This window comes from Myroides sp. 1354, assembly GCF_030324495.1.
Lineage (GTDB): Bacteria > Bacteroidota > Bacteroidia > Flavobacteriales > Flavobacteriaceae > Flavobacterium.
Map to the genome: position 1 here is coordinate 1 of NZ_JACAGN010000008.1, position 13,302 is coordinate 13,302.

Consider the following 13,302-nt stretch of genomic DNA (forward strand, 5'->3'; position numbering starts at 1 on the left):
CTATAGATGTAAAGGCAGTAATGTCAAAGTCGAGTAGTACTAATAGCCCGTAAGCTTATGTGAATCTCCCTCTCTTAATAGAGAGGGAGGGCAACTTTCTAAATTAAAAGTAAGTATTTGTTGCGTTATAATATACAATATTAGTTATAGGATCCTTATGGAATTTATAACAACCGCTTTAGGGTGGTTATTGCGGCGGGGCTCACCTCTTCCCATTTCGAACAGAGAAGTTAAGCCCGCTAGCGCAGATGGTACTGCCGTAAGGTGGGAGAGTATGTCGTCGCCCTTCTTTTGAAAAGCCTGATTACGCAAGTAGTCAGGCTTTTTTGTTTTATGTTATTTTGGTTTTTTGTTCGTTGTTCGTTGAGAGGCTTTTCGATTAAAGATAGTTTTCCTTTTTTAAGGATATTTACTTTTTGCTCGTTGCTCGTTGTTGGTTTGTTGAGAGGATTGTCGATTAAAGAAGGTCTGCCTTTTCTAAGAATATTCAAACACCTTACGACAAACAACAAACAACAAACAACATACAACAAACAACAAACAACAAACAACAAACAACAAACAACAAACAACAAACAACATACAACATACAACTCACCCTCTCACCATCAATCACGGATAATTAATCATCAAAATAATGTAACGTTTTTGTAATTTGCATACTAACTATAGCAATATGCATTAACACATTACTTATGAAACGTTTATTACTGATTATCTTTTTTTTAATCTTCTTTTTTAGTCCGGTTTGGGCGCAAGAAAATCTTGAAAAATCCCTCCTTTGGGAAATTAAAGGGAAGGGTTTAAAGACACCTTCTTATTTATTGGGAACTTTTCACATGGTTTGTGTTGAGGATTTGAGGTTAACAGATAAGGTTGTGAATGCCATAGAAGTAGTTGATCAAATAGCTTTGGAAGTAAATCTTACAGATCCCCAAGAGATGAGTGATTTACAGCAATTGATGTTTGCAACTACTTCATTATCTTCTCAATTAAATAAAGAGGAACAAAAGGAACTTCGTGAATTATTGAAAAAACAGTATAACCTGGATTTAGCTACAGTGGATTACTTAGCTCCTATTGGTTTATTAGGATTGATGGCGATGAAGGCCATTCCATGTGAGGTTAAAGGGTATGACATGGAGGTTATGGAAGAAGGATTGCGCAAAAATAGATCGATTATAGGATTAGAACAGTTTAAAGATCAGATTGAAATTACTTCAGCTTTTTATACTGCAAAAGAGATTTTAGCTCAGTTGAAGGTAGAAGATGATTTTGAGGCGAACTATAAATTAATGGCTCGTGCTTTTCAGGAGGAAGATCTAGTTTCGTTGTATGAATCGGCAACGGATCCGCAATTTTTATCTGCTGAGGGCAAATTGAAATTACTAGACGAACGCAATATACAATGGGTCGCAAAAATGGAAGTGTTGATGTCTAAACAACCCACATTATTTGCAGTAGGAGCAGGACATTTAGCAGGTAATCAAGGAGTTATTCAATTGTTGAGAAACCTTGGATTTACGGTAACAGCAGTTTTAAACTAAGTAGTGTGCGAGTCAATTTAGAAAGAGAGTTTTTAGAACGGATTAACGACCATAAAGGTATCTTGTTTAAGGTAGCTAAATTGTATATGGATACTAAGGATGACCAGGAAGACTTGTATCAAGAAATGGTTTGTCAATTGTGGAAGTCCTATGCAAGTTTTAAAGGCAATAGTCAATTTTCTACCTGGATGTACCGCGTTTCTTTAAATACGGCAATTACCTATTTTAAAAAAGATAGTAAAATATCCAAAGTAACCAATTCTCTTGGTGTTGTAGCGTATCAATTACACAGTGAAGAATGCGATTGGGAAATAGAACGTCAAGTAGATTATCTCTATAAAGCTATTCACGAATTAAATGATGTAGAAAAAGCTTTAATTTTTCTTTATTTAGAAGGATTTTCTCATAGTGAAATTGGGGATAATCTCGGTATTTCAGAAGGTAATGCACGAGTAAAATTAAATCGAACAAAAAGTAAATTACAAGAAATTATAAAAGTAAACGGCTATGAATTTTGATGATATAAAAAAATCTTGGGACACTCAAGAAGTGAGTACGCCTAAATTAACAGAAGCATCATTGGTTTCATCTATTGATCGCTTACCATTAGATCGCATCAGAAAAAATGCATTGAAAGATATTCTTCTACAAACAGTTAGTATTATTGGAATTGCTTTTTTTCCTCAGTTATATGCTATGCCAGAAGAAAATAAGCTCATCTTTTATGTAGTTTACTTGTTGTTTGCCTTTGTCTCATTTTACTACATTATTAAAATGGCTTTATTCTACCGTACGTCTAGTACATTTGATATGAATTCCAGAGATAGTTTGTATGAGGTTTATTTTCACGCGCGTATGTATGTGCAATTGTATGAAAATTTCTGTTGTTCTATTGCCCCTTTTGTTATCTTTTTCATTCCGTTTTTTATGGGATTTACTTTAGATAAAATAGGACGTCTTTTTACAAATGGAATTTTTGTAGCATATTTTATTAGTTTATGTGTATTTACTTTTTGGGTTGCTAGATTTTGGATTAAACGTTTATATGGACGTTATCTCAAGCAATTAAAAGAAACCTTAGATCAATTTAAAGCAGTGACAGAAGAATAAACAAGTAGTTAAAACAGCTAAAATTGGAGCCTGTTTATGAAAATACAACAAGAGATGATGAATAAAAAAGATCGTATTCGTTTTGCATATAAACTATTTATTGCAGGACTGCTTATAGGAGCTTACATGGCTTATAAACAATAGTAATAAAAAAAAACGTCCTAATATTTAGGACGTTTTATGTTTATATAAATTTCATTTTCTGTATTCTTACTGCATTTAATATGGCAAGTAGGGCAACCCCTACATCTGCAAAAACAGCTTCCCACATAGTGGCAATACCTCCGGCGCCTAAGATGAGTACAATTATTTTTACCACTAAAGCTAAGGTAATGTTTTGAATAACAATCTTGCGCGTTTCTTTACCAATATGAATGGCCGTTGCAATTTTTGAAGGTTGATCAGTTTGAATTACAACATCCGCAGTTTCAATGGCAGCATCACTCCCTAAGCCACCCATCGCAATTCCTACATCACTTAACGCCAATACAGGAGCATCGTTAATTCCATCTCCTACAAAGGCAATGGAACTCGTTGGATTGTCTTTTTTTAATTGCTCTACTTGTTCTACTTTCCCTTCAGGTAATAAACCTCCCATAGCAAAATCAATACCCGTTTCTTTAGCTACCTTTTGGGTGATGGTATCTTTATCCCCACTCAACATAATTGTTTTTTTAACCCCTATGGATTTCATCAATTGAATAGCATCTTTAGCATCGATTTTAATCTGATCAGCAATGGTAATATAGCCCGCATATTGACCATCAATGGCAACCACAACGATACTCTCTACAATTTCATTGACTTCTGTTGGATAGTTGATCGTATGTTGTGTTAATAGAGCGGTATTACCCACAAGTATTTCTTGGTTGTTAATGGTTCCTACCAATCCTTTTCCAGATATTTCTCTTACATTTTCTGCAACAATAGTAGTGGGATAAGCTTCAACAATAGCTTTGGCAATAGGGTGGGTGGATTGTTTTTCGATTGCAGCTACTACTTGTACGAATTGCTCTTGAGGCCAAGTCGTTTCTACTTTTTGAACTTTAAACACTCCTTCAGTTAGTGTTCCTGTTTTATCCATGACAACTATATCAAGTGTAGCCATTAACTCCAAAAAGTTTGATCCTTTAAATAAAATTCCGTTGCGTGAGGCTGCACCGATTCCTCCAAAATAACCCAAAGGAACGGAAATTACTAAGGCACAAGGACACGAGATTACTAAGAATACTAACGCTCTTTCTAACCATTGGGTGAAGACATAACCATCTCCTAAAAATAAGTAAGGAACAAAGGTCAATAATACGGCTAACAAGAAAACAATTGGCGTATAGACTTTAGCAAATTTGCGAATGTACAATTCAGTTGGTGCTTTTCTTGTACTAGCTTCTTGAACCATTTCTAAGATTTTAGCTAGGGAACTGTCTTGATACAATTTTGTCGTGCGAATTTCAATAACTTGATCTAAATTTATCATCCCCGTTAATACGGTTTCGTCTTTTTTATAGGTAGAAGGTTTACTTTCTCCTGTTAGTGCAGAAGTGTTGAAACTTCCTTTATCTGAAAGTAATATTCCATCCAAAGGAATTTTCTCCCCAACTTTCACCTGAATGCGTTCACCTATTTGAACCTCTTCGGGATTGATTACACTAAAGGCATTATTTCGGAATACATTTGCTTCATTTGGACGAATGTCTAATAAAGCTTTGATATTGCCTTTAGCCTTATTTACTGCTGATTCTTGAAACATTTCTCCAATGGTATAGAATAACATTACTGCTACAGCTTCGGGATATTCACCAATAGCAAAAGCACCTAATGTGGCAATTCCCATTAAGGAGAACTCATTGAAAAAATCTTTTTTCAGTGAAAGCGAAAAGGCTTCTTTAAGTACAGGAAATCCCACTGGAACATAAGCAGCCAAATACCATAAAACACGTAGTGTAGGATTTCCTAAGAACCATTCAGCTTTAAGTATATTGGCAAAGAGTACGCCCAAAAAGAACATCACAATACTAAAACCAATCGCGTATTTACTATTCATCTCCCCGTGGTTGTGATCGTGGTCGTCGTGACTGTGATCATGGCCTTCGTGATTGTGATTGGAGGTTGGTTTTTTGTTGAATTCAAGTTTTGAATTGCAGCAACTGTCTTTATCTTGATGTATCATATCTATTTATATTTATTCTACATACAAAGTTAAGTACTTCGTTACAATATAAATAGAGGGGCATCAAGTTTGCAACACTGCTACATTATTGGAAAGAGGAGAGGAGAAAGAAGAAAGAGGAAGTAGGAGCAAATGGCAATTTGCCTATTATCTTGAATAAGGTTTACAGTGTGTCCTTTATCTTTCTCTGTAAACTGTCAGCTGTAAACCGTTAACTTTTTTCTACGTATTTCTTCTTAAAAATATACATCAAAGGGAAACTTCTACAGCACATCCATACCGCAAAGGCGATCCACACACTATATAATTGAAAATTAAAATAATCGAGGAGGAGGAGTGTCGGTAAGAAGCCACAAAAGGTAGCGAATATCAAATTGTTTCTCAGGAATTTAGCATCCCCCATTCCCTTAAAAATTCCGTCGTAAATATAAGCGAGGGAATTGATGGGTTGTACCAATAGAATAATCCAAAACACAGAAGTGAATACGCGAATTACATCTGGATCTTGATTAAATAATAAACCAATTTGTTCGTAGAAAGTAAAGCAAATAGCAATTAAAATAAGAGAGATCATGATGGCATATCGACTAATAGCTTTACTCATTTGCCACATAACAGTATAGTTCTTTTCACCTAATAGTTTTCCAGCCATGGCATTGCCTGCTGTAGCATATCCATCAATAAAAAAGGAGAAGAACAACCAAATGTTCATTAAAATACTTTGAGCAGCGATAAAGCTTTTCCCATAACCAGTTGCATAAGCATTAGCTAAATAGATTGCGACGTTTAAAGTTGCCGTACGAATAATAAAATTAAAGCTCATGATGATAAAGGGCTTTAATGTAGGATTAATATTTTTGCTAAAGCGCATCGTAAAAGGTGTATACTTAAAGTAGTAGTAAAAAGCCATTCCAAGCATAACTATTTGAGCCACTACACTAGCATAGGCAGCACCTTTGATATGATAAGCAGGAATGAATCCCTCTATTCCATAAACGAGAATATAAGTGAGAACAACATTGAGTGCAGCTCCAGTTAGGCTACATTTCATGGCCCAAATCGTATTTTGTAAGCCTCTAAAAACTCCATATAAGGCAAAGGTGATTAAGGTCAGTGGAAAACCCCAAGCGCGAATTAAATAGTATTCTTTAGCGTAGGTAAGTAGTAATCCCTCAGCATTATAGGCGGTAAAAATTTCGTGTACAAAAAAGGTGGTTGTCAGGAATAAAAAAAGACTCAATGCAAAGTTGAAAAGGATAGCCTGTGGGATTAAGGTTTTGATTACCGTTAATCGATTCGATCCATAATGTTGTGATACTGTAGCAGATATAGATGTTTTGGTTTGAGCTACAACCCAGATAATAGCAGATAAGAATGAACCGACTAATCCTACAGCTCCTAAGGCCTCCACACTATTTTCTTTGATATTTCCTACAATGGCAATATCGGTTAAAGTAATAATTGATTCGGATATTCCTGAAAATATGGCTGGTATAGCGAGTTTATTTATTCCTTTAAAGGTAATGGATGGGTTCATGTAATTGTCTTCCTTAAACTAATCCCAACAAAGGTCGACAAAAACAAAGAGCAAAAAAAATGTTCCTAATCACTACTGACTAGGAACATTTTATTAAAAAAAATTAATTGAATGATTAAAAACGCATCCCTACACCAAAACCAATCAACATAGGGTCAATTTTTACTTTTGCAGGAATATCTAATTGTGTTCCAGCAGGATTTAGATTTGTAGCATCTACTGTAACGTCTGTTTTCAAGAATAATTTTTTGAAGTCAACGTTGATAAAGAATTTATCTGTGATGTCAATATCAAATCCGAATTGGTATCCCCAACCAAATTTATTATCATAGGAGATACTTTTAGCAGCACCTGATTTTTCGTTGTAGAAGATGGTGTAGTTTACCCCAACCCCAACATACGGTTTGAAGTTATTGGTTACTGGGTAGTGGTATTGTACCATTAACGTAGGAGGTAATAACCAAACACTACCTAAATCCACATTAGCACTTGAAGGACCATCAACAGCAGTTAAGTCAGAACCTAAAGTTCCCACTGTATGTCTTGAAGTACCTAAGATTAACTCAGCAGCAATGTTTTCTGTAAAGAAATACGTAAAGTCAAGCTCTGGAATAAAGTTGTTATTCACATCTATTTGTCCTCCAATAGTGCTAATATCAGCTCTGTTGTGAGGAATTACTCCTACACCTCTTAAGCGTACTTGCCATTTGTACGATTCTTTCTCGTTTGTCGGTGTTTCTTGAGCAGTTGCTGTATTACCCATTAATAAAACAGCTCCTAATAAGGATAGAAATAGCTTTTTCATAGTTTTCTGTATTACAATTATACTTTAACAAAAGTACCGGTTGTTTTAGTAGAAAAACATGATTTTTATCATAGCGTTGTATTTTTGTTTAGACAAACTTCTAACTTATTGGGAATTTTTTTTATTTAAGATAATTTATTAATTTTAAATATAATACTATATAAAATGAAAAAAACAATTGTATTAGGTGCTTCTTTAAAAGAAGAGCGTTATTCAAATCAAGCGATTCGAATGTTGCGCGAATATGGTCATCCTGTCGTAGCTCATGGTTTGAGAGCAGGACAAGTAGGGGATGTGGAGATTCAAACGGATTTGAAGATGTATTCCGATATAGACACGGTTTCTTTGTATCTCAATCCGCAAAGACAAGAAGAGTTTTACGAGTATATTATTCAATTGAAACCCAATCGTGTAATTTTTAATCCAGGAACAGAAAATCCTGATTTATACAAGCGATTAATTCGTCATAATATTGGATACGAAGAAGCGTGTACACTAGTTCTCTTGCGTACGAATCAGTTTTGATTTAGAGCTAATACCCACTAATAATATAAAGGTAATGAGTGCGTTGATTACAATTAATTCATTGTCAAAAACATAACCATTCAGTAAATCAGTTGCATTGTTGCTAAACCACCAGGTGGCAAAAGGGGAAATCAAACAGATATAGGGTACAAGTTTATCTTTGACTTGTCTATTTTTAAGAAAAATAGCAAAGCTGAATAAGCCCAATAGTGGACCGTATGTATAAGAAGCAATCTTAAAGATCATACTGACTACAGAAGCATCATTGATAGCATTGAATAAGATAATGACCAAAAACATCAGAATAGAGAATCCAAAGTGAACTAATTTTCTTCTCCAGACGTTAGAGGGATTGTCTTTGTTTTTGTCCATGTGTAAGAAATCAATGCAAAAGGAGGTTGTTAAGGCCGTTAAGGCTGAATCTGTTGTAGCAAAAGTAGCAGCCGTTAATCCTAATAAAAATACCAAAGCCGGGATAAGAGCTAAATGGTTGAATGCTATTTCAGGGAATAGTAAATCCGTACGAGGTTTTTGGGTGATCGTATCCAAAGGAACCTCAATGCCTTGATTGTTGGCATAAATGTAGAGTAAAGCCCCAATGCCCAAGAATAAAAGGTTAACAATGACGAAAATACCCGTAAAAGAATACATATTCTTTTGTGCTTCTTTGATGTTTTTACAACTTAGATTCTTTTGCATTAAATCCTGATCTAAACCAACCATGGCAATTGTAACGAATACACCACCCAAGAATTGTTTGAAAAAGTGATAACGACTACCCATGAAATCTTCAAAGAAGAAAATTTTGGAATAGTTGCTGTTTTTAACTGCTTCAAAGGCTTGAATCGCTGATAAATCCAATTGATGACAAATAAAAATAATCGTCAAGATAACAGAAGAAACCAAGAAAAATGTCTGAAGAGAGTCCGTGATAATAATCGTTTTTAAGCCACCTTTATAGGTATAAGCGTAGATTAACAAAAGTGCAATTAATACCGTTGCAAAGAAGGGAACACCGAAGTAATCAAACACATAACGCTGTAAAACAATAACTACGAGATAGAGACGAAAGGCAGAGCCTATGGTTCTGCTGAGTAAGAAAATAGAAGCTGCACTTTTATAGCTATAAAATCCCAATTTCTTTTCGATATAGGTATAAATAGATACTAAATTATACTTGTAATACAAGGGGAGTAGAACAGAGGCTGTGATGATAAAACCAACAGCATTTCCCAGAATGAATTGAAAATACTTAAACTGTTCCCCATTGGGCGACCCTACTTCACCTGGAACTGAGATAAAAGTAACTCCAGATAAGGCGGTTCCAATCATTCCAAAAGCTACCAAATACCATTTTGCATTTTTATTGGCACTAAAAAAAGCCTCATTGCTACTGTCTTTTTTACTTGTTAATTGGGAAATTCCAATGAGCAATCCAAAGTAAATAGCGATAATGATGATGATAGTAATTGGCGTCATGGTTAATGTATTATTTGTATTTCATGAAAATCAAAAGTAAGTAAATTTTGTGTATTCACTCTTACTTGTTTAACATTAAATAAGAGACTGAAAAAAGCTTGTAAAATCAAAAGACGAGCAAGCGTATAAGTAGATTGGTCAGTATAAAAACGTTGAAAATACTTGTATATTTTATATCTTTGCCTTCATGGATTTCCCTTCAAAATTATTAGAGAAAGCAGTAGAAGAAATTTCTCAACTGCCTGGAATTGGCAAGCGTACCGCTTTGCGATTGGCTTTACATCTATTAAAACAACCCGAAGAACAAACCTCGCGTTTGGTTCAAGCATTGGATAAGATGCGTCGTGAAATTAGTTATTGCGCGAGTTGTCACAATATATCAGATGCAGAAATCTGTGAAATCTGTTCTAATCCTTCCCGAGACCATCAAGTCATCTGTGTAGTGGAAGATGTACGCGATGTGATGGCTTTGGAAAACACCCAGTTGTTTAAGGGGATTTACCATGTATTGGGAGGAAAAATATCTCCTATTGATGGGGTTGGACCGAGTCAACTGAATATCCAATCTTTGGTAGAAAAAGTAAAGAGTGGAGCGGTAAAAGAATTAATTTTTGCTTTGAGTTCAACCATGGACGGGGATACCACTAACTTTTATATCTATAAACAAATCAAAGACTATGATGTGATTACCTCTACCATTGCGAGAGGAATTGCCGTTGGAGATGAGTTGGAATATGCAGATGAAGTTACTTTAGGACGCAGTTTAGTTCATCGTGTTCCCTTTGAAAACGCTTTTAAGGCCATTTAAATACCCTTTTTTACTTTTTTGATTGTTCTATATGACGAATAAAATGAGGATGATAGACTCCGTGTGTGCTTTCGTTCAGGGATTTTATGTTTTTTTATTTTTATAAATTATAAATTACGCTAAAATTATTGTTAGGCTTGTCTAATTTTGTAATTTTGTATATCTAAACAAAAAGAGAAGAATGAATTTATCGGATTTAAAAGTAGGAAGTAAAGGCACGATTAAGGGAATTGCAAAAGATTGCCCTAAAGAAGTACACCAGCGATTTCTCGATTTAGGATTTGTCGCTGGAGCAACTATTGCTGTGCATAGTATTAGTCCACTAAAAGATCCGATAGCCTATTCTATTTATAATACGATTATTTCTTTGCGCAAAGAGGATGCACAAATGGTAGTGTTGGATGCAGAGGATTAATTTAGAAGAAAGGAAAGCATATGATGACACATTCAGCCTGTGACTTATGTGATTTAAATAAAGCTGCTGATTTAAAAAAATTGGGAAACCTATCAGGTAAATACGATTATGCGATTGCTTTGGCAGGAAATCCCAATACGGGAAAAAGCACTTTATTTAATGCACTTACAGGACTTAAACAACATACAGGGAACTGGCCTGGAAAAACAGTAACTCGAGCAGAAGGAAGTTTTTCTTATGGAGATCAAACGTATCGATTAGTTGATTTACCTGGAACTTATTCTTTGATGTCCACATCTGAGGATGAGGAAGTAGCTCGTGATTATATTCTATTTGGTGAACCCGATGTGACAGTGGTGGTGGTAGATGCTGGAAGATTGGAACGTCATTTGAGTTTGGTAGTTCAAATTCAGGAGATTACATCTAAAGTAGTCGTCTGTTTGAACTTAATGGATGAAGCGAAACGCCATGGAGTTGATATTGATGTCCGTGGATTATCCCGTGATTTAGGTGTACCTGTAATTCCAACCTCAGCGAGAAATAAAGAGGGAATCACCGATCTTTTACATGCTATTGACCAAGTCGCTACAGGAAAATTTGTTGCTGAGCAAAAGAATATAACAGGGATTACGGGTGAATCGAGAAAAGCAGTTCAGGATATTGGAGCGGATTTAAAAACCTTAGATCCTAATTTACCTAGTATATCGTGGATTGCTATGCGTTTGATTCAACAAGATACTAGTATTCAAACAGCCTTAGCTAGTGGAACCTTATCTCCGAATATAACGGAAAAACAAGTAGAACCTCTTGTTGCAAAGGCAAAAAAATACAATGAAACGCTGGGATTAGATTATTCTGACAACGTAGCTAGTGCTATTTTTTCGCAAGTGTCTAAGATCGTGAAAGGTCGTGTTCAGGTAGATGAAAATCAACGCGCATTTCGAATAGATCGTATGATTGATCGCGTAGTAACAAGTAAGAGCTTAGGTTTTCCACTGATGCTTCTATTGCTTGGCGGAGTACTTTGGCTGACGATTGTCGGGTCGAATTACCCTTCGGAAGCCTTGTCTTATTTGCTGCTGGATCAGTTGTATCCTTTCTTGAAAGAGGGGGCGATAAGTTTGAGTTTTCCTTGGTGGTTAACAGGTTTCTTGATTGATGGGGTATATTTAGCAACAGCTTGGGTGATTGCCGTGATGTTACCCCCAATGGCTATCTTTTTTCCCCTTTTTACTTTATTGGAGGATTTTGGATATCTGCCTCGTGTAGCTTTTAATCTCGATCGAATTTTTAAGGGAGCAGGAGCTCATGGTAAACAAGCACTGACAATGAGTATGGGATTTGGTTGTAATGCTGCTGGTGTTGTAGCCACGCGAATTATCAATAGTCCACGTGAAAAATTAATAGCAATTATTACCAATAATTTCTCCTTGTGTAATGGACGTTGGCCTACGCAAATTTTGATGGCAACCATTTTCATTGGAGCATTAGTACCCAAATACATGGCTCCAACTATTTCTACTTTGGCTGTAGTTGGGATTGTGGTTTTGGGAATAGCCTTTACATTTTTCACGTCTTGGATGTTGTCCAAAACCATGCTCAAAGGAGAATCTTCTTTTTTTACATTAGAATTACCGCCGTATCGCCCTCCAAGAGTATGGCAAACGGTTTATACTTCTTTGATTGATCGTACGTTAATCGTTCTTTGGAGAGCTGTTGTGTTCGCTGCTCCTGCAGGAGCCATCATTTGGTTGGTTTGCAATATCGATATTGCAGATAAAAGCGTAGCGCTTTGGATGATTGAAGGAATGAATCCTTTTGCGGTACTCATCGGATTGAATGGCGTAATCTTATTGGCTTATATTGTTGCAATTCCAGCCAATGAAATTGTAATTCCTACAATCTTAATGCTTACTGCCATGGTGTTAGGTGATGCAACACTAGGAGAGGGAGCAGGAGTTATGTTTGAGGTGTCAGATGGAGAAATTGCGACAATGCTACAAATGGCTGGTTGGACAACTTTAACGGGAGTGAACCTTATGCTGTTTAGCTTATTGCACAATCCATGTAGTACAACTATTTATACCATTTACAAAGAAACGCATAGCGTAAAATGGACAACTGTAGCTTCAATTTTACCGATTGTATTTGGCTTGATTGTCTGTTTTACAGTAACCCAAATTTGGCAGTTATTCACCTAAAAAATAAATAGAAAAGTCGAGTAATTTACTCGACTTTTTCTTGTTTTAGTCCTTCTCCTATAAGAATTTGTGGACCTAAATATTTTGGTTTTTTATCAATCAATTGATCGAGTAATACTTTTACTCTCGCAAATTTTTCGCGTAACAGGGTTTTAAAACCATACTTACGCGTAACGTCTTGGGCATTAAATCCTACAGTTTTTAAGCCTAAATGATTGGCAATGTAAACTGCTCTTTCATTGTGAAATGGCTGTGAAATAATAGTAAAAGTGTCTTCATTAAAAATTGCCTGCATGCGATAGACCGAATCCAACGTTCTAAAACCAGCATAATCCAAATAAATTCGATCTTTGGGAACCCCGCGCTCAATCAGAGCTTCTTCCATATCTTTAGGTTCGTTATAACCTGAGCGACTATTATCTCCACTAACGACAATAAAATCAATTTTTCCCGCGTGATACAATTGAGCTGCCGCCTCCATGCGATAGGTAAAATAGTAATTGAGTTGCCCACCAGAAAGATGTTTTGAAGTTCCTAAAACCATTCCCACTTTATGATGTGGGATGCTGTTTATTTTGTCAAAAATCTGATCTTTTGTACTGGATGTTACCTGTGTATTCGCCCACCAAATGAAGGCAAATAGGAAAATTCCCAATAAGAATATGCCCAGAATTAGTCTTTTCATGGTTTAAGATTACTACAAGA

Annotated in this window: 12 protein-coding genes and 1 rRNA gene; 8 read left to right on the forward strand and 5 right to left on the reverse strand. The window is 35.7% G+C overall.

From position 1 onward, the window contains the following. The first annotated feature begins 179 nt into the window (after positions 1-179). From rrf to HX004_RS09770, 4 genes are all read left to right on the forward strand, one after another. Positions 180-289 (forward strand): 5S ribosomal RNA (gene rrf, locus HX004_RS09755). A gap of 406 nt (positions 290-695) precedes the next feature. Then, the gene (locus tag HX004_RS09760) at positions 696-1,547 is read left to right on the forward strand and encodes a TraB/GumN family protein (protein WP_286442307.1); all 852 of its coding nucleotides are present in this window, start codon (positions 696-698) and stop codon (positions 1,545-1,547) included. Between the two features lie 80 nt (positions 1,548-1,627). After that, positions 1,628-2,065 (forward strand): RNA polymerase sigma factor, encoded by a 438-nt coding sequence (locus HX004_RS09765; protein ID WP_502888479.1) that lies wholly within the window; start codon positions 1,628-1,630, stop codon positions 2,063-2,065. Further along, positions 2,055-2,657 carry a hypothetical protein gene (locus tag HX004_RS09770; protein ID WP_286442309.1) on the forward strand — a complete coding sequence of 201 codons (603 nt, stop codon included), beginning with the start codon at positions 2,055-2,057 and terminating at the stop codon, positions 2,655-2,657. Before HX004_RS09765 ends, HX004_RS09770 begins: the two co-directional genes overlap by 11 nt. A 184-nt stretch (positions 2,658-2,841) precedes the next feature. On the opposite strand, the gene HX004_RS09775 is transcribed toward HX004_RS09770, so the two are convergent. The 3 genes from HX004_RS09775 to HX004_RS09785 form a co-directional block, all read right to left on the reverse strand. After that, on the reverse strand, positions 2,842-4,827 hold the full coding sequence (locus HX004_RS09775; protein WP_286442310.1) for a heavy metal translocating P-type ATPase: 1,986 nt from the start codon (positions 4,825-4,827) through the stop codon (positions 2,842-2,844). Between the two features lie 211 nt (positions 4,828-5,038). Beyond that, positions 5,039-6,364 carry an MATE family efflux transporter gene (locus HX004_RS09780; protein ID WP_286442311.1) on the reverse strand — a complete coding sequence of 442 codons (1,326 nt, stop codon included), beginning with the start codon at positions 6,362-6,364 and terminating at the stop codon, positions 5,039-5,041. Between the two features lie 115 nt (positions 6,365-6,479). Continuing rightward, a complete protein-coding gene (locus tag HX004_RS09785) occupies positions 6,480-7,169 on the reverse strand; it encodes an OmpW/AlkL family protein (protein ID WP_286442312.1) in 690 nt (229 codons plus the stop codon). A gap of 165 nt (positions 7,170-7,334) precedes the next feature. On the opposite strand from HX004_RS09785, the gene HX004_RS09790 reads away from it, so the two are divergent. Then, the gene (locus HX004_RS09790) at positions 7,335-7,694 is read left to right on the forward strand and encodes a CoA-binding protein (RefSeq protein ID WP_286442313.1); all 360 of its coding nucleotides are present in this window, start codon (positions 7,335-7,337) and stop codon (positions 7,692-7,694) included. On the opposite strand, the gene HX004_RS09795 is transcribed toward HX004_RS09790, so the two are convergent. Further along, positions 7,665-9,173 carry a sodium:solute symporter gene (locus tag HX004_RS09795; protein WP_286442314.1) on the reverse strand — a complete coding sequence of 503 codons (1,509 nt, stop codon included), beginning with the start codon at positions 9,171-9,173 and terminating at the stop codon, positions 7,665-7,667. The genes HX004_RS09790 and HX004_RS09795 overlap by 30 nt on opposite strands. A 187-nt stretch (positions 9,174-9,360) precedes the next feature. Between HX004_RS09795 and recR the strand changes: the two genes are divergently transcribed. From recR to feoB, 3 genes are all read left to right on the forward strand, one after another. Further along, complete coding sequence (recR, locus tag HX004_RS09800) at positions 9,361-9,981, forward strand: recombination mediator RecR (RefSeq protein ID WP_286442315.1); 621 nt, start codon at positions 9,361-9,363, stop codon at positions 9,979-9,981. Between the two features lie 181 nt (positions 9,982-10,162). After that, complete coding sequence (locus HX004_RS09805) at positions 10,163-10,396, forward strand: FeoA family protein (protein ID WP_286442316.1); 234 nt, start codon at positions 10,163-10,165, stop codon at positions 10,394-10,396. A gap of 23 nt (positions 10,397-10,419) precedes the next feature. After that, the gene (feoB, locus tag HX004_RS09810) at positions 10,420-12,597 is read left to right on the forward strand and encodes a ferrous iron transport protein B (RefSeq protein ID WP_286442446.1); all 2,178 of its coding nucleotides are present in this window, start codon (positions 10,420-10,422) and stop codon (positions 12,595-12,597) included. 25 nt (positions 12,598-12,622) lie between these two features. Here feoB and HX004_RS09815 read toward each other — a convergent pair whose 3' ends face one another. Next, on the reverse strand, positions 12,623-13,282 hold the full coding sequence (locus tag HX004_RS09815) for a SanA/YdcF family protein (RefSeq protein ID WP_286442317.1): 660 nt from the start codon (positions 13,280-13,282) through the stop codon (positions 12,623-12,625). Between the last annotated feature and the right edge of the window lie 20 nt (positions 13,283-13,302).

Excerpts from the sequence above, each read along its gene's own strand:
- HX004_RS09760 (WP_286442307.1), top strand. The coding sequence starts at position 696 with ATGAAACGTTTATTACTGATTATCTTTTTTTTAATCTTCTTTTTTAGT.
- HX004_RS09770 (WP_286442309.1), top strand. The coding sequence starts at position 2,055 with ATGAATTTTGATGATATAAAAAAATCTTGGGACACTCAAGAAGTGAGT.
- HX004_RS09775 (WP_286442310.1), bottom strand. The coding sequence starts at position 4,827 with ATGATACATCAAGATAAAGACAGTTGCTGCAATTCAAAACTTGAATTC.
- HX004_RS09780 (WP_286442311.1), bottom strand. The coding sequence starts at position 6,364 with ATGAACCCATCCATTACCTTTAAAGGAATAAATAAACTCGCTATACCA.
- HX004_RS09785 (WP_286442312.1), bottom strand. The coding sequence starts at position 7,169 with ATGAAAAAGCTATTTCTATCCTTATTAGGAGCTGTTTTATTAATGGGT.
- HX004_RS09790 (WP_286442313.1), top strand. The coding sequence starts at position 7,335 with ATGAAAAAAACAATTGTATTAGGTGCTTCTTTAAAAGAAGAGCGTTAT.
- HX004_RS09795 (WP_286442314.1), bottom strand. The coding sequence starts at position 9,173 with ATGACGCCAATTACTATCATCATCATTATCGCTATTTACTTTGGATTG.
- recR (WP_286442315.1), top strand. The coding sequence starts at position 9,361 with ATGGATTTCCCTTCAAAATTATTAGAGAAAGCAGTAGAAGAAATTTCT.
- HX004_RS09805 (WP_286442316.1), top strand. The coding sequence starts at position 10,163 with ATGAATTTATCGGATTTAAAAGTAGGAAGTAAAGGCACGATTAAGGGA.
- feoB (WP_286442446.1), top strand. The coding sequence starts at position 10,420 with ATGACACATTCAGCCTGTGACTTATGTGATTTAAATAAAGCTGCTGAT.
- HX004_RS09815 (WP_286442317.1), bottom strand. The coding sequence starts at position 13,282 with ATGAAAAGACTAATTCTGGGCATATTCTTATTGGGAATTTTCCTATTT.